Consider the following 19,165-nt stretch of genomic DNA (forward strand, 5'->3'; position numbering starts at 1 on the left):
TGTCCTTTCATGACATCGTTTCTGCTACAATTACGCCAAAATTTACATTCATTTAAAGATTAATTATGACCGATTTTCACACTATAGACTCTACTACTGCCGCCTCAATTGATGCCGAAAAAAACAACAATGGTTTGAATTATTTGAGCGTTGATGACTATGATTATGAGCTGCCAGATAGCCTGATTGCACGCTATCCTCTCTCACAGCGTTCTGCCTCAAAACTTTTGTATTTGCCCGCCAATAATCAAAAAGACTCTACGCTTGTAGAAAATCGCTTATTCACTGAGTTACCTGAGTTATTAAATGAAGGTGATTTGATTGTATTTAATGATACAAAGGTGATGAAAGCGCGTCTTTTTGGACAAAAAGATACTGGCGGTAAGCTTGAAGTATTGATTGAACGCTTGGTTGATATCTCAGATTTAGAGACAGCGACTTTATATGTAGAAGCTGAAAAATCTGTAGAAGCTGTAAATGACAAACCCGTGAATCAAGAACATATTGCACTTTGCCATGTTAAAGCCAGTAAAGCGCTCAAACTTGGACAACACTTGCAGCTTGCTGACGGTCATATGAAGGCGGTGATGATTGGTCGTCAAGACAACTTATTTATTTTAGCGTTTGATGCGCCGATCTTGCCGCATTTAGAGCTTTATGGCGAACTGCCTATTCCCCCCTACTTTGAACGCCATGCGGATGAGACAGACAATACTCGTTATCAAACGGTTTTTCATGATCCAACCAAGCTTGCGAGCGTGGCTGCACCGACTGCAAGCTTACACTTTGATGAATCGGTACTGAGCAAACTTGCGGCAAAAGGTATTCGTACTGCTTTTGTGACTTTGCACGTTGGCGCTGGTACATTTGCGCCAGTAAAAACGGACAACTTGCTCAATCACACCATGCATAGTGAGTATGCACATTTACCACAAGCAACCGCTGAGCTCATCAATCAAACCCATGCGAATGGTAAACAAGTCATCGCTATTGGCACCACGGTCACACGCGTGCTCGAAACGGCTTATCAAAAAACAGCCGTTAATGGGCAGCCTCTCTCCAGCTGGTCAGGTGATACCGATATATTCATTTACCCAGGGTTTAAGTTTGGTGTGATAGATCGACTGTTGACCAATTTCCATTTACCCAAATCAACGTTGTTAATGCTGGTGTCGGCATTTTCGGGTAAAGATGCCATTGAGCATGCTTATCAACATGCGATTAAAGAACACTATCGCTTCTTTAGTTATGGCGATGCAATGCTGCTGGATAGAAAGCCATATTAAACAATACTCAAACATTTTTTGTATTGTCCACAACAGTTGTGAAATAAACTGGTAAACTAAATGGTATTTTGTTATAACAGCACAGATAACTTATATCTTAAAGGTCTGCACATGTCTTGTCATTTATCTCATCGGTTGTCTACGGTACACCGCGCGGTCTCGATGGCACTACTTTGTTCCGTAGGCTATGCGGCTCTCGTATCGAGTGCACAAGCTGCAACGATTGGTAAGACTGTAGTCACCTCTGCCCAACATGAGCCGCTAGCTGCGAGCATTGTGGTCAGTGATATTCGAGCCGCTGACTTTTCAGCAAGTTTGGCAAACTCTACTATTTATCAGCAAATGGGCTTGGCCCAAACTGATTCGATGACCGTACGTTTCAAGCCTACCTCAGCGACCTGCGGTCAAGTATTTATTACTACCTCAAAACCTGTATCTACACCTTTTGCTGATGTGGTTTTAAACATAAATGATAAGGGTCAACGCAACGTCATTCCCAAGACATTGTTGATGCCGCTCAATAGCCGTTTGCCCATTGACGCGCCTAAAGACATCGTTACTGGCGCAAAAAAACCGAATCTACCCAGCGTGTCCTCTAATACGGCTAAACCGTTGACTGTTAGAGAAGGTGCACCGCCGCCATTAACATTATCGCCCATACTAGCGACTACTCACTCGTCAACGAGCGAGTTGGTGGCGTCTAAATTGCCAGCACCTAATATCCAAGCACCTACAACGACTCCTACCTCGCAAGGCAACAATCTTGCTTATGCGCCTAGCCGGCTAGATAACGGTCGTTTAAACAACGTTAACAACACTCTTAACGCTAACGACAATAATCGTAATCCAACCAGTCGATTAGACAATGGTCGCTTGAGTGCAAATGGCAACGTTACCACAATGGGTAACAGCAATATCGACCTCAATTCTGCTAAGAATGTAGCGAATGATACAGCCCTAGTCAATAACAACACCATGCCAATAGACAATAGTCTATCAGCTACAGCTGTCACTGATAAACAGCTCGATATTCTGAATATCCAAGTCACTCGCCAGATACAGCCGAGTAGCAAATCAGAAGCAGGCATGATGGCCACTTCTCCTATTATGCCACCGCCGAGTGACAACAAAGCGAGTACACCAAAAGCCAGTCTTGATACCAGCAATACAGCTATCGCCACTGTCCCATCTAGTGTCACCAACAACGCCTCTATCAGTACGGCAGCCAGCACTACTACTGCGTCCCAATATCAAGTACAGCGCAACGACAGTCTATGGATTATTGCACAGCAAATTGCGCAAGAAAATAACTTAGACATTCAAACAGTAATGAAGCAGATTCAGAAGCAAAACCCTGACGCCTTTATTAATAAAGACGCGGGTCAACTCAAAGCGGATGCCAAGCTTAGCTTGCCCAGTTACGATGTTGTACCATCACAACAAAAACTAGAAGCGGCGATTGAGGCGCAAAGACAATATAGCCGCAGAGCAAACACACCTGTGGTAAAAAAGGCCGCAAAAGCACCCTCTAAAAAACCGTCTGAAACAAATCAAGTCGCTAAACAGCGCAAAAAACCCATGATTACTAAAACACAAACGCTGCCAAAAGCACAATTTTCAGTGCTCGCACCTGGTCGTAATGGCAACGCAGATGGCACCCAAGCAACATCAGCAGCGGCAACAGGTAATGGTCTCAGCACAGATATATTAGCCACGCTCAAGGCCTCAAGACAAAGTACGGCAGCTCAAGCTCAGCAGCTGTCAAAAACCAGCAGTGCACTTGATAGCTATACAAGAAAAATTCAATTACAAAACCAAAAACTGGCTGAGCTCCAAGCTCGTCTCAAAAAACTACGCAATCAATAATTGCCTAACTGATCAACGCAGTGTGCTGTGATCATAGGCGTGGGAGTAACTATGGACAATATGCTATATATCATCGCCGGATTGGTACTTATTCTAATAGTAGCCGGTTTACTATTGTACAAAAAGAAAGCGCAAAAGCCCTCAGCGCAGCTGGGAATGAGTACCGCCACGCCAGCTCCGATGCCAAAAACGGATCACAACACTCCTGCCCAAAGCCACAAAGATGATGACAATAAGTTTGATCATATTACGATTGCCCAGCGCTTCATGGATCAACAGCGTTATGACAAAGCCATTGAAACCCTCAGTCGCGGCCTAAGCGAAAAACCGAATGATGGTCAATTATCTGTTAAATTACTCAGCATCTACGCGACTATTAATCAGCCAGAGAACTTTAACAAAGTTTATGATGCCATCAAGACGCAAAGCGACTCAAAAAGTCTTGCGCTAGCTGATGAGTTAAAAGCTTTATTTTCGGAAGAGCAGAATCAAGTCGCAGCAAAAGAGGCACCCGTAGAAGATAATAGCCATTTTGAAAGCATAGATTTTGACTTACCGATTAATCAAATCGATAGTAAGAACGCGCTATCTGATCAGCCAGCAACCTCTGAAGATAACCATGGTACGCTGATAGATGACAGCCTGTCTAACTCGGCAGTAACAAACACATCTTATGAGTCCAGTCTTACTAGCGACAATGTAGAAGATAACTTTGATCTTACGCTGAGTGATTTAGAGAGTAATATTAGCGCATCTGAGGCGACTGATACGGCGCCAGTCACTTCATCATTAGAGATGACAGATGATGAAAGCCTAAACACTGCCAATATCGACAGAACTGATAATGATGTCGCGGTGTCCGCAGAAGATAATGATCTCAATGATCTTAGTGATTTTGACTTCAGCTTTGATTCATCTGAAGAAACTGATGCGCAGGCAACGGATTCTGTCATTCCAGAACGCCCTGATAGTATTAACGATGAAATGACGCTAGAAGATGACGCGTTCATTTTAGACTTTGATGATCTAGCAACTGATGTCGATAAAGATATTGACGAAACTGCTGAAGCATTGTCTATCAACACTGTCCAGAATGACGAAGAAAATGATTTCACTTTGTCTTTAGACAGTCTCGATGCGCCAAACAACATAGAAACATTAATAGAAAGCGAAGCGCCTGTACTTGAAGAAAATAGTGATATTGATAACTTCATTATTGAAGAAGATCGTTTTGAAACTGAGAGCTTTGACACTGAGAGCTTTGAAAATATTAATCTCGAAGCACAATCGCTTGATAATAATGATTCAGAATATGCTCTTGCTGAAGAATCTAGTGTCACACCGACAGCCCCGTTGCTGTTCGATGATAACTCTTTATTAGACAATGAATTCGATACTCACTCTTCAACAGCACTCAGCCCAGTTGCTCCAATTGAGGACGAGTCTACCCTTACCGCCGAAGATGCCGCTGAAACAGCAGAAGACTTCTCCTCCCGCTTTGCGGCCGACTTTGACTTTGTAAAATCATTAGATAGCACTCAAGTTACGCTAGATTTGGCAGGCCAATATTTACAATTGGGTGAATACGACAGTGCCAAACGCTTATTAAATGAGGTATTAATTCAGGGCACTAGTGAGCAACAGAACCAAGCAAAAGTCTTACTAGATCGTACTGCGTAAAAGCCCCATCGTTTTGTCAGCAAGTATTCTATAACACTAAGAATACTTGCTGATTTTTTTTGCATTTAACCTTTATACTATTTATTATTACTGAGCGCTATTAGCATCCAACCTTAATTTCTCTTTTTTATCACATACTTCTTTATTACGGCTCATACTATGCCATTTTCTGCTATGACAAATACATTATCCAATCCTGTCCAACTCATTTATGCTGGCGGTACTTTTGGTAGCTATGGACGACCCTTAGCACCGTTATCAGCAGAAATATTCTTACCGACTTTACAAAAGCTATTGACTGACCGAGATAACGCTAACCACTTGTCTCAAATCTCATGGCTGGATAACGACTTAATTAAAGACAGTAGCCAGCTTACCCCTAACGACTTTGTACATTTTTATCAGCTTTTGCTAGCAGCCTATGCACAAGGTGACAGGCGTTTTGTACTCATCACTGGTACAGATACTTTGAGTTATTTGGGTGCGTTTTTAGCAGAAGCGTTTGCTGGCAGTGATATTTGTATAATCGTCACTGGTAGTATGCGCCCATTGTTAGACAGCGAGGTGATACATTCCTATGATATCGATGACCATAGCGACGCATGGGATAACCTCAGCGATTCACTAAAACTGGCTGCTGCTGGTGAGTCGGGTGTGAAGATTGCTTTTGGCGGTGAGTCTTGGCCTGCGCAAACGGTACAAAAAATTCATAGCCATGATTTGATGGCATTTACGGGTCACTCTAGAGCTGCCTATCCTGCCAATAGTTATATCAAAAACTTACCGGATACCCGCCGCCAGCATTGGCTCGATGATCAGCAAGCAATGATTGACCATATCGAATCTCGGGCTGAGCAAGCACGCATTCATGCTTTATATTGCTTGCCAAACGACACTGAGGTAATGACTAGCCAGCTACAGGCGTTATTATCACAGCCGCCATGTGGCATTATCCTGTTAGGATTTGGCGCAGGTAATGTTCCTTATTCTCAAGCGCTAGCAGAGGCACTAGAGCTTGCTTATAAAAACGGCCACATGGTGATATGTGCCAGCCAGTCTCCATTTGGCGGTGTCAGTGACAGCTATGCGGCTGGTAGTTGGCAATACCAGTATCATGTGATTGCTGGCGGACGCTTAACGATTCCTGCTATCTATGCACGATTATTATGGCTATTGCTGCGTTATGACAATCCCGCTCGGCGCAGACAACGTTGGTTGAACAATGTCAATCAGGCGGGCACCACTATCAAAAAACGTTAGACTATCGTTAAATATGTTTACTTTATAAGAGCCAATACCAATCATGTCCAATACCAATCATGTCCGAGATTAACATGTCCGAGATTAACAGCAGCAACGCTGAAACGCCCACAACCTATACATTAGCCATTGCAATTGAGTTCTTGGGCACGCGCTATCATGGCTGGCAGCGACAACGAGAAGTATTAGGCGTACAAGAAGCATTAGAAACCGCTATCGGTAAAGTCGCAAATGAGGCGGTAGAAGTCGTCGCGGCTGGTCGTACCGATGCAAGCGTCCATGCCAGTAATATGATTGCCCACTTTACGACACGTGCCTATCGTCCTACTCATAACTGGCTGCGCGGAGTAAACAGTCTATTGCCTGATGATATCGCCCTGCGCTGGATTCAACCAATGCCTGACGACTTTCATGCGCGTTTTGGTGCCATTGCCCGTCGCTATCGCTACATCACGCTGAATCAAGCACAGCGCCCTGCTATTTTGAATCACCAAGTCACTCACATCTATGAACCGCTCGATTTAGCAGCGATGCAACTGGCGGCGGCTGAGATCGTCGGTACTCACGATTTTAGTAGCTACCGCGCCGCTGCTTGCCAGTCTAATCAACCGGTACGCTCAGTCAGTCACGCAAGACTCTTTGCCCATGGTCAGTTTATCGTTTTTGATATTCAAGCAGATGGATTTTTGCATCATATGGTTCGTAACTTAATGGGCACCTTGTATGCCATCGGTCGCCACGAGTTGCAGCCGGAAGCCTTTTTAGATATTTTAGCCAAAAAAGATCGTACTATCGCACCGCCTACTGCCTCTGGTGATGGTCTATATTTTATCAATGCTTACTATCCTGAGCATTTTCAACAACGACTGCCAAATGCTCCTTTAACCCCCATTTGGCTAAATTTACCTGACTAAATAAATAGGAGTTGGCATACATAACGATTACAGGCTGTCAAGTAAAAACCTAGTGCTGTATTGCTTTAATCCGCTAACTTACGTATAATATGGGCTTATTTTTAATTGATTGATACCAACTATGGCAAAAGACGATATTATTGAATTTGAAGGCGAAGTCATTGACACCCTTCCGAATACCCTGTTTAGAGTTCGTTTAGAAAACGGACACGAAATCATTGCTCACATCTCAGGTAAGATGCGTAAGCATTATATCCGTATCTTGACAGGTGATAAAGTTAAGGTCGAAATGACACCTTATGACCTATCAAAAGGTCGTATTACTTATCGTGGCAAAAACTAATTTCTTACACACTAAAATGGTTATAAAAGCATTTATATAAATACAGCTGGTTGCTAAATAGCTTCTTTTCGCTGATAGCTGATATAGACGCTTGGGTGGTTTAACTGATAATAATAATGAAAATGCTAACCTGCTCATTATTGCCTATCAATATTTTAGTTATTCAGTCTTAGTTATTTGTTTTTATCATAAAAAATACCGCTAAATTTCAGCGGTATTTTTTTGTCTAAATTTTATGAGTTGACTTACTTTCAAATTTCTAAATCATGATTAATAAGTAGCATGATTTAGAAATAGTGAGGTACTATTTAAACTCGACAGTCGCACCGTTTTGAATCACCCCTAGCAAAGCAAGTGCATCCCAATTTGTCAGGCGTATACAACCCGCTGAGGCTTGACGGCTGATACGGTCAGGATCTGGTGAGCCATGAATACCATAAGAAGGCTTACTAAGCCCGATCCATACCGAGCCCACTGGATTATTAGGGCCAGGTGGAAGAATAGACTTACTACCGTCTTTAGCAGTATAAGTATAATTAGGCTCATGTACCTTCACCTCTACCGTATGCGTCCCTGTTGGTGACGGTGTTGCCGTACTACCTACTGTGGTCGGATAGCTGGCAACTAAGTTGTCTTTATCATCATAGGCATATAGCGTTTCAGTGGCTTTATTAGCAACGACTCGACTGACAGGCTTGGTATTTGGATTGCCAGGATTATAAACTGTGATGGTTTCACCCGCCGTAAAGCTAGCCTTAGGGTTTAACGCTTTGAGATAGCTTTCACTAATATGGAATTTTTCTGCTAACCCTTCCGTGATGCTCTCATAATACAATCCCTCAAGTTTGGATTTGGCTTCAGCACCAGCTGGTATTTCTGTCATTTTAATATTAACATCCGCATCAGTTATCTGATAGCTGACTAGCACTGGCTGCACCGCGAGTTTTTCATTCTTTGTCAGCGCTTGCCATGTTTTGTTGTTTAGCGTGTCAGTGACTGCCAAACCATTTGCTTGTTGAAACGCTTGCATGGCCTTTCGGGTATTTTTGCCCCAATAACCATCAACAGGACCCACACCATTGTGGTGCCAATTCAATAAGGCTTGCAATTTAGTACCGATGATACGGTCGATATTCATCCCCTCTTTCCAAGTGGCATCATTCACCTTTTGCGCAGCAACTGATAAATTGTCTGTCGTGTACTTGATGGTAGGTAAAAATTTGTTCGAAGCATTTGCGGTTTTGCTATCACGTTCTAGCTTTTGGCTAACGCCATTGGTCACAGGGCTGACTTCTTCAGCAGCATTCGCCTTATTAGCATTATTTTTGCTAATACTGGCTTCATCGTTATTGGCCGGTGCTTGTTTGTCAAAGTTATTGGTCGTTGCTTGATTGTTAGCATTTACACTATCCAGTGGTGCTGCAACGCTTTGCCCCATAAAAACTGCCGTAGAAAAACCAATCATCGCTACTGCTGTGCTGATTTTTTTTAATTGATACACCTCATGCTCCTAATTTTTATAAAAATAATAAGTTTTATTTTGTTATATGCTCACAAGGTAATATGACACGTTGTAACGCCTTCATAACCAACTTTACTCAAACACCTTTTCATCAGCTCTCTTCTAACGTGAAAGTCTGCGATTCTAGTGGTTTGTAAGCTGTTATAGTGTCATATTACCTTGTGAGCATATAACAGCTTTATGTTAATAAAGCCCTTGTCCTGCGGTGTCTGTGTTAAAACAAGTACTTTTTTACAACTATCTGGTTTAGTGTGTTACCGCTAGAAAGTGATTAAAATGAACATAAAAAAAACCCATAATTTGCTGAGCAAACTATGGGTTTAGAACGACGATTAAAGATAAAGATGAGAGTTTATCCCTATCGAAATAAAACAGGGGAAAATTCAATCTATATCACTATAGTGGGACTAGAGTAATTTAGCCAACACTGCTTGACCCATCTCTTGGCACCCCACTTGCTTCAATCCAGCTTCACTACTGTCCAAGATATCAAGCGTACGCAAACCATCATCAAGGACATCACTCACTGCTTGCTCAATCGCTTGTGCCGCTGCTTCTTGCTTAAAAGTATAACGCAGCATCATCGCAACCGATAAAATAGTCGCCAATGGGTTGGCTTTGTCCTTCCCAGCAATATCAGGCGCTGAACCATGACACGGCTCATACATCCCTTTGCCTGCTTCATCAAGACTGGCTGATGGCAACATACCGATAGATCCAGTGAGCATAGCAGCTTCATCAGACAAGATATCACCGATCATATTGCCTGTCACCATGACATCAAATTGCTTAGGATTCTTGATCAATTGCATACAAGCATTGTCAGCATACATGTGCGATAACGCTACGTCGCTATAATCTGCTTGCTGCATTTGGGTCATCGTTTGCTTCCACAGCTCGGTGACTTCTAATACGTTTGCCTTGTCCACTGAGCAAATTTTCGCTGCTGTGCCTGCTGCTTGCGCACGCGTTTTTGCCAATTCAAAAGCAACTTTACCGATACGCTGAATCTCGCTTGTGCTATAGACCATGGTGTTGTAGCCCTGCTGTTCACCATTCTCTAGTGTGCGGATTCCACGTGGCTCACCAAAATAGATACCACCAGTCAACTCACGAACGATAAGCAAATCCAAGCCTGAAATAATCTCAGGTTTGATACTAGACGCATTGACCAACTGCGGGTAAAGCTTTGCCACACGTAGATTAGCAAACAAACCAAGCTCACCACGTATTTTAAGTAAACCACGTTCAGGGCACTTGCTGCGTTCAATACCATCCCATTTAGGGCCACCGACCGCTCCTAACAATACCGCATCTGCTGCACGGGCACGGTCTAGCGTTTCATCTGGCAAAGGCTCGCCCGTTGCGTCAATGGCCACACCGCCAATCAATCCAGATTCAAGTGTCAAATCTAACGCAAATTTCTTATTGACCGCATTCAGTACGTCAATGGCTTGAGTCATGATTTCGGGACCGATACCATCGCCCGCTAATGTTAAAATCGTTGCCATACTAATCCTTGTGGGTAGGTAGTTTTTTATTTATGTTAGGGCATGTCCTCATTTTAAAAATGGTGATAAAAATTGCCGTCAAACAAGGAAAGTAGCGCAAATAATATCGAGATATTGATAAGCTATTTAACGATGTTTGGCAAAATTTAGCCATTTTCAACTCATTTAGAGGATAATCGATTGAATTGAGGACAAGCCCTAATACTACAAATTTACGATATTTTCCTAAAAACGATTTTTAGTGCCTTCAATAGCACAAAAAACCGTGATCAATTTACTATTTTTGAAAATCAAATAGGCTTTAAGCTTTGGCTTTTACTTTCGATGATGCAGGCAATGCTTTCACGATACGAGTTTCTACAAACTCTCCTTGATGCTCAGCAGACAGCTCTTTACAAAATCGGCGCTGTACAGTGTTGCCTTGATACAGGTCAACACATAGCGGCTGTGGTGAAGCGGTGTCTAATAAAAACTGCCAGAATTATCGTTAGATTTTTTCTGATAAGCGCGTAATTGATAAGTATCAGCGTCAATAAAATCGTGAATTAAAGTAAAACGCTCAACATAGCCCAGATTGTTTTCTGGATAGAAATTCACCTGTACTTCGCGTTTTGCAGGTTTTACCCGCGCATAATAATTGGTTAAACCCGGCATGCCTGAGGCAGACAAAGGTACAATTTTAATCTCATTTTTATGAGCGAGTGGTGTCATATCTATGTTTGCGTGCATTGATGTTTGTGCATGCTTATTGCTGGTATGACTTTTGCCCTTTGCACTCATATCTTTCATCGCGACCAGCATGGCAGGATTGATAGGCTCATGCGTATCAGCCCCTATCACTCGTGTCTTATCTATCCGTGCAATTTCACAATGATAAGTTCCAATACAGGCAATATTGACTTCACCCGCAATCGGTTGAATCTTACCTGCCCATGCTTTGGCATTTTCTGCCTCATCTATTTTCTGATACCCAGTCAATAGCTGACAGCCTGACAACAATAAGCTTGCGGCAACAACCGTACTTGTCCATAAAGCATAACGTTTTTTATTCATAATGGCGGCTACTATTTATGAGAGAAATAATAAAATATCGTAAAAAAACTACCCTTCATTTTAGCCAGTTCACCGCCATAACTCAACGTTACATTATTACTGTTCAGCAGTTTTATAAGTAATGGCTTGCAGATTCATGATTTATGCTCGTACATCGTTAAATATCCATGGTGTTTTTTGCATCATCTTATGCTCATAATCTTTAATGGCATCGCTTTGCTGCAAAGTTAAACCAATATCATCAAGGCCATTTAACAAGCAGTGTTTGCGAAACGCATCTACGTCAAATGCATATTCTTCACCTGTCGAAGTAACGACGACTTGGCGTTCAAGATCTGCGGTTAGCTCATAGCCTTCATTAGCAAGCGTGTCTTTCATTAATGTATCTACAATTGCCTCGTCCAAGACAATTGGTAGCATGCCATTTTTAAAGCAATTGTTATAAAAAATATCTGCAAAGCTTGGCGCGATTACCGTACGAAAGCCATATTCAGACAACGCCCAAGGCGCATGCTCACGGCTCGAGCCACAGCCAAAGTTGCGGCGTGCCAGCAAAATAGTCGCGCCTTGATAACGCGGCTTATTTAGCACAAATTCTGGATTGATAACGCGTGTGCTATTGTCCTGCCCCGGATATCCTTCGTCAAGATAACGCCAATCATCAAACAAATTGACGCCAAATCCTGTGCGTTTAATAGACTTTAAAAACTGTTTTGCAATAATTTGATCGGTATCGACGTTTGCGCGATCTAATGGGCAAACGATACCCGTTTGAGTGTTATAAGCTTGCATGAGTTTTCCTTAAAGTATCAATTACTAACGTAAAATTTTTTGACGGTCTAATGAATCTTAAAAGAGCGTGCCATTTGTTTAACAATACTTGTCATTTTAGTTTTTTCACTTTCAGGATAGTTCAGATGTAATACTGCTTCCTGACCATCCTTAACTTTAATAACATGATAAAAAACTTGACCGTCTTTTCTATAGCCGCTTGCTGTATAGGTTTTGTCTTTTAACAGCTCGTAAGTAACTGTCATGCCTGTTTTATATCGATGCTGCTTCTCTTGTAGATAATCACTATCTGTATAAAAGAAAACAGTTGGTGTATTACTCCCAAAGACCAAAATAGTGGCATTAGAATTGGGTAACTTAAAATGACGACCATCACCATTATCTGCCTCAGGCAACCATATCAGTTGATTTGGCACATCGACACAATAGGCAAATCTTCCATTACAGTAATCACGAGCCATCGCTAGCTGAGAGCTACCCAATAAGCAAAATAAAACAAACAGCATTTTCATTTTTATGCTCTATAGAAATGCAAAGTTAAAACGTTCTTACATCGACAAAGTGACCCGCCAATGCTGCTGCTGCTGCCATCGCTGGGCTGACCAAATGGGTACGACCGCCATTACCTTGACGACCTTCAAAGTTACGGTTAGACGTTGAAGCGCAATGCTCTTGTGGCTCAAGCTTATCAGCATTCATGGCAAGACACATCGAACAACCCGGCTCACGCCACTCAAAACCCGCCTCAGTAAACAAGGCATCTAAGCCTTCTGCTTCAGCCTGCAATTTCACTTGCCCAGAACCTGCCACAACGATGGCTTCTTTGATATTGTCCGCGACTTTACGACCTTTAATGACTGCGGCGGCATCACGCAAATCTTCAATACGCGAATTGGTACATGAACCAATAAAAATGCGATCAAGCTGGATATCGGTAATCTTTTGCCCAGCGTCTAAACCCATATAGGTATAAGCACGTAACCAGCCTTCTTCTTGTGCTTCATCTACCGCTTGATCAGGTGTTGGTACAGATTGAGTGATATCGACAACCATTTCAGGAGAGGTTCCCCAAGAGACTTGTGGCGCTATTTGGCTACCATCCAACTCAACAACAGTATCAAATACCGCGTCATCATCTGAATATAAGGTACGCCAGTAAGCTTCCGCTTGCGTCCATTGCTCAGAGGTTGGCGCATAAGGACGACCTTTAACATATTCAATGGTCGTGTCATCGACTGCAACCATACCCACGCGAGCACCTGCTTCGATCGCCATGTTACAGACGGTCATGCGACCTTCCATACTCATCTCTTCAAATACTTGCCCAGCAAATTCGATAGCATGCCCTGTCCCACCAGCCGTGCCAATCTTTGCAATGATAGCAAGTACCACGTCTTTTGAAGTCACGCCAGCACCAAGTTTACCAGTGACGCGAATTTGCATATTTTTTGATTTCTTTTGAATCAAGCACTGAGTTGCCAATACATGCTCAACCTCTGATGTGCCGATACCGTGCGCTAAGCAGCCCAGCGCGCCATGAGTAGCAGTATGCGAATCACCGCAAACAACTGTCATACCCGGTAACACCAAACCTTGCTCAGGGCCAACGACGTGTAAAATGCCTTGACGAGCATCATTAATCGTAAACTCGGCGATATCAAATTTGGCGCAATTCTCATCCAATGTCACTACCTGCAAGCGTGATACCTTGTCCTTGATACCAAGCACGCCTTCTAAACGCTCTTTAGTGACTGTGGGTACGTTATGGTCAGGACTGGCGATGTTAGCCGACAGGCGCCACGGTGCTCTATTGGCCAGCTCCAAGCCTTCAAATGCTTGCGGACTGGTCACTTCATGCAACAGATGGCGGTCGATATAAATCAGGCTCGAACCATCGTCACGCTTGGTGACTTCGTGAGCATTCCAAAGTTTGTCATATAACGTTTGACCGGCCATGTTGCTATCCTTTATTGGTTGCTAATTACTGGTTTTTTACTTGCTTATAGTCATTCCACTATAAAAGTATTGCTGCGTTAACCTCGCTTGAAGCATTAAATATACATCTACACTCGGTTGCCTTGTACTACTTTTAAGTTGACTCGACTATAGTCTATGGTAAAAATTTTCTTTGAATTTTATACGTCGCGATACTTTATTATCAGCGGCATCGTCAGCGGCGCTTGTATCAAAATCGATATTTTTATATTGGTGATTTTACATTGATGACCATTATCAGCGCTTAAAACGTGCGATGAGCTGCGAATAGTCAATTTAATAGAATAAATATGTCCCAATACGTCTTGATGTCTTGTGATTATAGCAGGCTAATCCTATAATAATAATTGATGATTTTTGCCCAGACGCAAACTTTTATTTCTAATACATTGTGATTGGGTCAGCCAACTTTTATTTATAGCTCGCAAAGTAGCTAAGGACATCCGTTTGAACACCACAAACTTGACGACATTCGTTACCGTTATGCACACTGGCAGCATCTCAGGTGCCGCAGAAAAACTGTTTATCACACAGCCTGCCGTCAGTAAACGCATCAAAAATTTGGAAGATGAATTCAACATTACTTTGTTTGATACGGTGGGACGCGGCATTGTACCAACCCAAGCAGCCAATGAAATGCTGCCGCATGCCAAGCGGTGGCTAGAAGATTATGAGAATTTTAAGATTAATCTGCAACACTCTCAGCATATCGTATCTGGTAAATTAGTGATCGGCACCAGTCATCATATTGGCTTGCACCATTTAGCGCCTGTACTTAAGCATTTTATCCAAGCTTATCCTGCCGTACAACTAGAAGTACATTTTGTTGATTCAGAAAAAGCGCACAAAGCCGTACTCGATGGCGATTTATCATTAGCATTTTTAACACTGCCGCCCGTTTATGATAAGCGCTTGACCTATCATACGCTATGGTCAGACCCTCTTTACTTTATGACAGGTACGCTATCGCCTTTAGCGACCAAATCTAATGTGACACTAGAGCAATTGGCGCGCTATCCTGCTATTTTACCGTCTGCTAACACTTTTACCAGTCAAATTACCTTGGCTGAATTCGCTAAGCACAATCTGAAACCCTATGCCACGATGAGCACCAATCCTCTTGAGTCTATTCGCATGCTGGTTTCTGTTGGTCTGGGATGGTCTGTATTACCGCAAACCATGATTAGTCAAGATTTAGAACGTATCGATATGGCAGACAATATAGAGTTACAACGCTATTTGGGTGTGGTTATCAATCCGAAATTGACGCAATCTAGCAGCGTTACTGCTTTGTTAGACTTGTTAGCGCCTATTGAATAAGACTCTCGCTAAATGAGGATTAGAGCGTGCTATGGAATCTAAAAAGCACGCTATTCGCATTTACAACCCTCATGCGTTATAATACGCTTGACGTTGTTTTTATAACAAAAATTTACTATAAGAACACTGATAGTCATATATTGAACACTTCGAGTAATATATGATGGTTAACAGTAGGTTTAATGGTTTTAAATGATTGGTTATATAGGTGGCCAATACTGATAAATGAGTCGCAAATGCGAGCAGTCGATGTAATATGGCATTCTTATTGATCTCTAAGCACTGCGAATTCGTATTAGCCCTAGAACAGCATCAATCATATAAAACTAACAGCAGATATTGAATAAAAGCCATTATGTCCTACTTAATGGCTTTTTTCGTCTTTAGATATTGTTTGGGACATCGTCCTATAACACTTAATCTTTATAGTTAAAATAATTACCGCCAACCATGTTGGTTAAGGACAATTTATATGAACGGAGTTTCTAGTGGCGTGCTGGTATCATTTGGCGCCTATTTTTTTGTGATGACTGGTATTGGCATTTACGCTTACCTTAAGCAAGCCAATGATACTGAAGGCTATATGTTAGGAGGACGCAGTTTAGGTCCCGCAGTCACTGCACTATCGGCAGGTGCATCAGATATGTCAGGTTGGTTACTACTTGGCTTGCCCGGCTATATGTATGCTGACGGTGTCGTGAGTATATGGATCGCACTTGGTTTGACACTTGGTGCATTTTTAAACTACCTTATCGTGGCACCTCGCCTTCGCGTTTATACCGAAGTGGCTGACAATGCCATCACTCTACCCGATTATTTCGCCAACCGCTTTGAAGATAAGTCGCACATGCTGCGTGTTATCTCAGCCGTGGTTATCATTTTATTCTTCACGGTTTATACTGCTGCAAGCCTAGTAGGCGGTGGTAAACTCTTCGAAAGCTCACTAAATCTTTCTTATAGCACTGGTCTATGGGTCACCGCTGGCGTTGTCGTTGCTTATACGTTATTCGGTGGTTTCTTAGCCGTTTCGATGACTGACTTTGTACAGGGTATCATCATGCTGTTTGCGATGGTCATTGTTCCTGTCGTCGCTTTCACTGATCTGGGTGGTATTTCAGCCACCACACAAGCGGTTAGAAATATTGATCCAAGCTTGCTTAACATTACTAATGGGATGAGTATCCTTGGCATTGTGTCATTGATGGCATGGGGTTTAGGTTATTTTGGTCAGCCACATATCATTGTACGTTTTATGGCCATTCGCTCAGTCAAAGATGTTCCTACTGCCCGTAACATCGGTATGAGCTGGATGATTGTCAGCCTTATCGGGGCACTGATGACAGGTTTTGCTGGTCGTGCGTATGTGCAAAAGACAGCGATGACTTTAGATGATCCTGAAACCATCTTTTTAGTATTTACGCAGTTTTTATTCCATCCATTGGTTTCAGGCTTCTTATTAGCTGCAATTTTAGCTGCGATTATGAGTACCATCTCATCACAGCTATTGGTGGTATCAAGCTCATTGACTAAAGATGTCTATAAGTTGTTTTTTGATCAAGATGCACCTGAGGCGCGTCAAGTATTGGTCGGCCGCATTTCCGTAATCATTGTCGCCGTTGTTGCCATTTTACTGGCGTCTAATCCAGAAAGCTCAGTATTGAATTTGGTTTCTAACGCTTGGGCAGGGTTTGGTGCCGCATTTGGACCGTTGGTTATTTTCAGCCTAATCTGGCGCGGTATGAACCGTAACGGTGCAGTTGCTGGTATGGTCGTCGGTGCATTGACGGTTATTCTATGGATTTATGGTCCTTTCCAGATGAACGGCATGGCACTCAATAGCTGGTTATATGCTATCGTTCCAGGCTTTATCTTAAGTACAATCGCCATTTTTGCGGTAAGTATCATGACAGGCGGTCCAAAAGCCTCTGTTACTGCGAAATTTAAAGAAATGGAACTCAATTTAAATAAATAGGCTTATCGCTACAATCATCACTATAAAAAAAACCTCACCATCATTGGTGAGGTTTTTTTATTACTGGCTCAAAGCGTCAAATAGGTTACGTCAAAAGGTCTTTGTTAATAACACCGTTGCAGACTTTTCATCACGATCATCATAGTAAGCAAAGTTACTTGAAGTTGTTTCATAATCAAAGACCAAACGCGGTGTCAAACCATACAAGGTAAAATCACGTTTCCAGACTTGCAAACCTAATGAAGTGGATTTGTCTTCTCTGGTTGAGCCCGGCACGCCGCCTACCGCATTATAACAGCCTTTCCATGCGCCACTTCCTGCTGGATAAGCATCGGCAGGATCGTCATAGTCCTTGATACCATAACCTACTGTTGCTAATGTTGAGAGTCCACGCCTCCATTCACGACCCCAACCAGCGTTTATAGAATTACGATCATAGCTAATAATACTCGACTTGGGCACATCGTTTCGATAATTACCTACACCCCCATAAAAGTATTCCTTGGCATCCTTAATATAATAAGCATTTAAACCAAGGAATCTGCCATCTGTTTCGCGATTTGCATTGCTATCATCTTCAAAGGTTTCTTTGGACAAAATACCAGTCGCTGACAGTTTTAGCTTGGGCTTAACCCAGCGTGAGCCGCTGACAGTTGCGCCTTTACGCAAACTATAGGGCGCTTCATCATAATAGCGTTTGGTGATAAATGGGGTCAAAGAAACGTCGTTTTTGGCATCATCGTAGCCGACTCCAGTAGAGGCAGTGAATAGATAATCATTATAGTCAGGCTCATCCCAATATCCTTTTAGGGATGCATTACCACCCACTGTGGCATAGAAATTATTCGGTAAGTTAAAGCGTTTATTCGCGCTAGCAGACACCTGAAGGCCATTGGCTGATTTTTGCTCAATCGAGCGCCCTAAGTCAGATTGAGTAGATGACGATGGCGCATCATTAATATTATTCTCTCTTACATAACTGGCAGAGGCATTGAATTGCCATTTTTCTGAACTATTGATCTGCGCCAATGAGTTTTGCACCCTAGCCATGACAGGTGCTGGTAACTCAACTGCCTGCAATTTTAGAAACTGCTCCTTTGCCGCCACATACTGCTTGTCTGCTTGCATGGCAATGGCCATATTCAAACGTACCGGATGAAAGTCTGGATCAGTTGCAAGCATGTCACGATAAATGGTAATGGCTTGTTTGTTTTTGGCTTCACTGCGATATATGAGCGCATCAGCGAATTTGATCAGCATTGGATCATTGGTTTTTAACGCTTTGTAATGCGGCGATAACTCTTTAACCGTTACCATATCTTGTGCAGACAATGCATCATTTAAATACTTGCTAAACGCTGCTGGATTGGCTTTTAGCGCTTCTAGATTATAAGCCGTTGCCTTGGCAAGTTGCTGACGACTTCTAATAGCATCTTGTGCTTCAGAATCTGATATAGCGGTAGAGGGTGCAGTAGGATCTGACACAGAAGTCTGATTTTCGCGTCTAAGCAACTCCGCAGCTTGATCAAGATCGGGTTTTATTTCTGGTAATTCTGGTGCTGCCATAACGGGTAGAGAAATCGCCATCATCGATAGTAAAACAGAAGCGGTGAGCGGTTTACGTATATATTGATTATTCATGGGTATCCTT

General features: G+C 42.5%; 15 protein-coding genes. 8 read left to right on the forward strand and 7 right to left on the reverse strand.

The window, feature by feature from the left end:
• Positions 1 to 65: 65 nt before the first annotated feature.
• From queA to infA, 6 genes are all read left to right on the forward strand, one after another.
• Entirely contained in the window at positions 66 to 1,286 is a 1,221-nt protein-coding gene (gene queA, locus JMV76_RS02500) for a tRNA preQ1(34) S-adenosylmethionine ribosyltransferase-isomerase QueA (protein WP_201501494.1), read from the forward strand.
• 111 nt (positions 1,287 to 1,397) lie between these two features.
• Positions 1,398 to 3,152 (forward strand): FimV/HubP-related protein, encoded by a 1,755-nt coding sequence (locus JMV76_RS02505; protein WP_201501495.1) that lies wholly within the window; start codon positions 1,398 to 1,400, stop codon positions 3,150 to 3,152.
• 51 nt (positions 3,153 to 3,203) lie between these two features.
• The gene (locus tag JMV76_RS02510; RefSeq protein WP_201501496.1) at positions 3,204 to 4,832 is read left to right on the forward strand and encodes a FimV/HubP family polar landmark protein; all 1,629 of its coding nucleotides are present in this window, start codon (positions 3,204 to 3,206) and stop codon (positions 4,830 to 4,832) included.
• Between the two features lie 174 nt (positions 4,833 to 5,006).
• On the forward strand, positions 5,007 to 6,092 hold the full coding sequence (locus tag JMV76_RS02515) for an asparaginase (RefSeq protein WP_201501646.1): 1,086 nt from the start codon (positions 5,007 to 5,009) through the stop codon (positions 6,090 to 6,092).
• A 74-nt stretch (positions 6,093 to 6,166) separates the two neighbouring features.
• Positions 6,167 to 7,006 carry a tRNA pseudouridine(38-40) synthase TruA gene (truA, locus tag JMV76_RS02520; protein WP_198329719.1) on the forward strand — a complete coding sequence of 280 codons (840 nt, stop codon included), beginning with the start codon at positions 6,167 to 6,169 and terminating at the stop codon, positions 7,004 to 7,006.
• A 121-nt stretch (positions 7,007 to 7,127) separates the two neighbouring features.
• Complete coding sequence (gene infA, locus JMV76_RS02525; RefSeq protein ID WP_045446828.1) at positions 7,128 to 7,349, forward strand: translation initiation factor IF-1; 222 nt, start codon at positions 7,128 to 7,130, stop codon at positions 7,347 to 7,349.
• 304 nt (positions 7,350 to 7,653) lie between these two features.
• Here the strand turns inward: infA and JMV76_RS02530 are convergent, their stop codons facing one another.
• The 6 genes from JMV76_RS02530 to leuC all read right to left on the reverse strand — a co-directional run bounded on the left by JMV76_RS02530 (position 7,654) and on the right by leuC (position 14,183).
• Positions 7,654 to 8,850, reverse strand: a complete 1,197-nt coding sequence (locus JMV76_RS02530) for a L,D-transpeptidase family protein (protein WP_201501497.1) — start codon at positions 8,848 to 8,850, stop codon at positions 7,654 to 7,656.
• Positions 8,851 to 9,278: 428 nt separating this feature from the next.
• Positions 9,279 to 10,382: a 3-isopropylmalate dehydrogenase gene (gene leuB, locus JMV76_RS02535; RefSeq protein WP_201501498.1), complete on the reverse strand. Its 1,104-nt coding sequence runs from the start codon at positions 10,380 to 10,382 to the stop codon at positions 9,279 to 9,281.
• A gap of 462 nt (positions 10,383 to 10,844) precedes the next feature.
• Positions 10,845 to 11,435 (reverse strand): hypothetical protein, encoded by a 591-nt coding sequence (locus JMV76_RS02540; RefSeq protein ID WP_227690030.1) that lies wholly within the window; start codon positions 11,433 to 11,435, stop codon positions 10,845 to 10,847.
• 141 nt (positions 11,436 to 11,576) lie between these two features.
• Positions 11,577 to 12,227: a 3-isopropylmalate dehydratase small subunit gene (gene leuD, locus JMV76_RS02545; protein WP_055124341.1), complete on the reverse strand. Its 651-nt coding sequence runs from the start codon at positions 12,225 to 12,227 to the stop codon at positions 11,577 to 11,579.
• 47 nt (positions 12,228 to 12,274) lie between these two features.
• The gene (locus tag JMV76_RS02550; RefSeq protein WP_201501499.1) at positions 12,275 to 12,739 is read right to left on the reverse strand and encodes a hypothetical protein; all 465 of its coding nucleotides are present in this window, start codon (positions 12,737 to 12,739) and stop codon (positions 12,275 to 12,277) included.
• Between the two features lie 25 nt (positions 12,740 to 12,764).
• Positions 12,765 to 14,183, reverse strand: coding sequence for a 3-isopropylmalate dehydratase large subunit (leuC, locus tag JMV76_RS02555; protein ID WP_201501500.1), 1,419 nt, complete (start codon positions 14,181 to 14,183; stop codon positions 12,765 to 12,767).
• 486 nt (positions 14,184 to 14,669) lie between these two features.
• Here leuC and JMV76_RS02560 point away from each other — a divergent pair, with 486 nt between their 5' ends.
• The gene (locus JMV76_RS02560) at positions 14,670 to 15,542 is read left to right on the forward strand and encodes a LysR family transcriptional regulator (protein WP_045446822.1); all 873 of its coding nucleotides are present in this window, start codon (positions 14,670 to 14,672) and stop codon (positions 15,540 to 15,542) included.
• 472 nt (positions 15,543 to 16,014) lie between these two features.
• Complete coding sequence (gene putP, locus JMV76_RS02565; RefSeq protein ID WP_201501501.1) at positions 16,015 to 17,514, forward strand: sodium/proline symporter PutP; 1,500 nt, start codon at positions 16,015 to 16,017, stop codon at positions 17,512 to 17,514.
• 90 nt (positions 17,515 to 17,604) lie between these two features.
• Here putP and JMV76_RS02570 read toward each other — a convergent pair whose 3' ends face one another.
• Entirely contained in the window at positions 17,605 to 19,155 is a 1,551-nt protein-coding gene (locus JMV76_RS02570; protein ID WP_201501502.1) for a porin family protein, read from the reverse strand.
• Positions 19,156 to 19,165: the final 10 nt, after the last annotated feature.

The sequence above is a fragment of the Psychrobacter cibarius genome (genome assembly GCF_904845955.1).
In the GTDB taxonomy this organism is placed as follows: Bacteria; Pseudomonadota; Gammaproteobacteria; order Pseudomonadales; family Moraxellaceae; genus Psychrobacter; species Psychrobacter cibarius_B.

Excerpts from the sequence above, each read along its gene's own strand:
- leuB (WP_201501498.1), bottom strand. The coding sequence starts at position 10,382 with ATGGCAACGATTTTAACATTAGCGGGCGATGGTATCGGTCCCGAAATC.
- JMV76_RS02570 (WP_201501502.1), bottom strand. The coding sequence starts at position 19,155 with ATGAATAATCAATATATACGTAAACCGCTCACCGCTTCTGTTTTACTA.
- leuC (WP_201501500.1), bottom strand. The coding sequence starts at position 14,183 with ATGGCCGGTCAAACGTTATATGACAAACTTTGGAATGCTCACGAAGTC.
- queA (WP_201501494.1), top strand. The coding sequence starts at position 66 with ATGACCGATTTTCACACTATAGACTCTACTACTGCCGCCTCAATTGAT.
- truA (WP_198329719.1), top strand. The coding sequence starts at position 6,167 with ATGTCCGAGATTAACAGCAGCAACGCTGAAACGCCCACAACCTATACA.
- infA (WP_045446828.1), top strand. The coding sequence starts at position 7,128 with ATGGCAAAAGACGATATTATTGAATTTGAAGGCGAAGTCATTGACACC.
- JMV76_RS02550 (WP_201501499.1), bottom strand. The coding sequence starts at position 12,739 with ATGAAAATGCTGTTTGTTTTATTTTGCTTATTGGGTAGCTCTCAGCTA.
- putP (WP_201501501.1), top strand. The coding sequence starts at position 16,015 with ATGAACGGAGTTTCTAGTGGCGTGCTGGTATCATTTGGCGCCTATTTT.
- JMV76_RS02540 (WP_227690030.1), bottom strand. The coding sequence starts at position 11,435 with ATGAATAAAAAACGTTATGCTTTATGGACAAGTACGGTTGTTGCCGCA.
- JMV76_RS02510 (WP_201501496.1), top strand. The coding sequence starts at position 3,204 with ATGGACAATATGCTATATATCATCGCCGGATTGGTACTTATTCTAATA.
- leuD (WP_055124341.1), bottom strand. The coding sequence starts at position 12,227 with ATGCAAGCTTATAACACTCAAACGGGTATCGTTTGCCCATTAGATCGC.
- JMV76_RS02515 (WP_201501646.1), top strand. The coding sequence starts at position 5,007 with ATGACAAATACATTATCCAATCCTGTCCAACTCATTTATGCTGGCGGT.
- JMV76_RS02505 (WP_201501495.1), top strand. The coding sequence starts at position 1,398 with ATGTCTTGTCATTTATCTCATCGGTTGTCTACGGTACACCGCGCGGTC.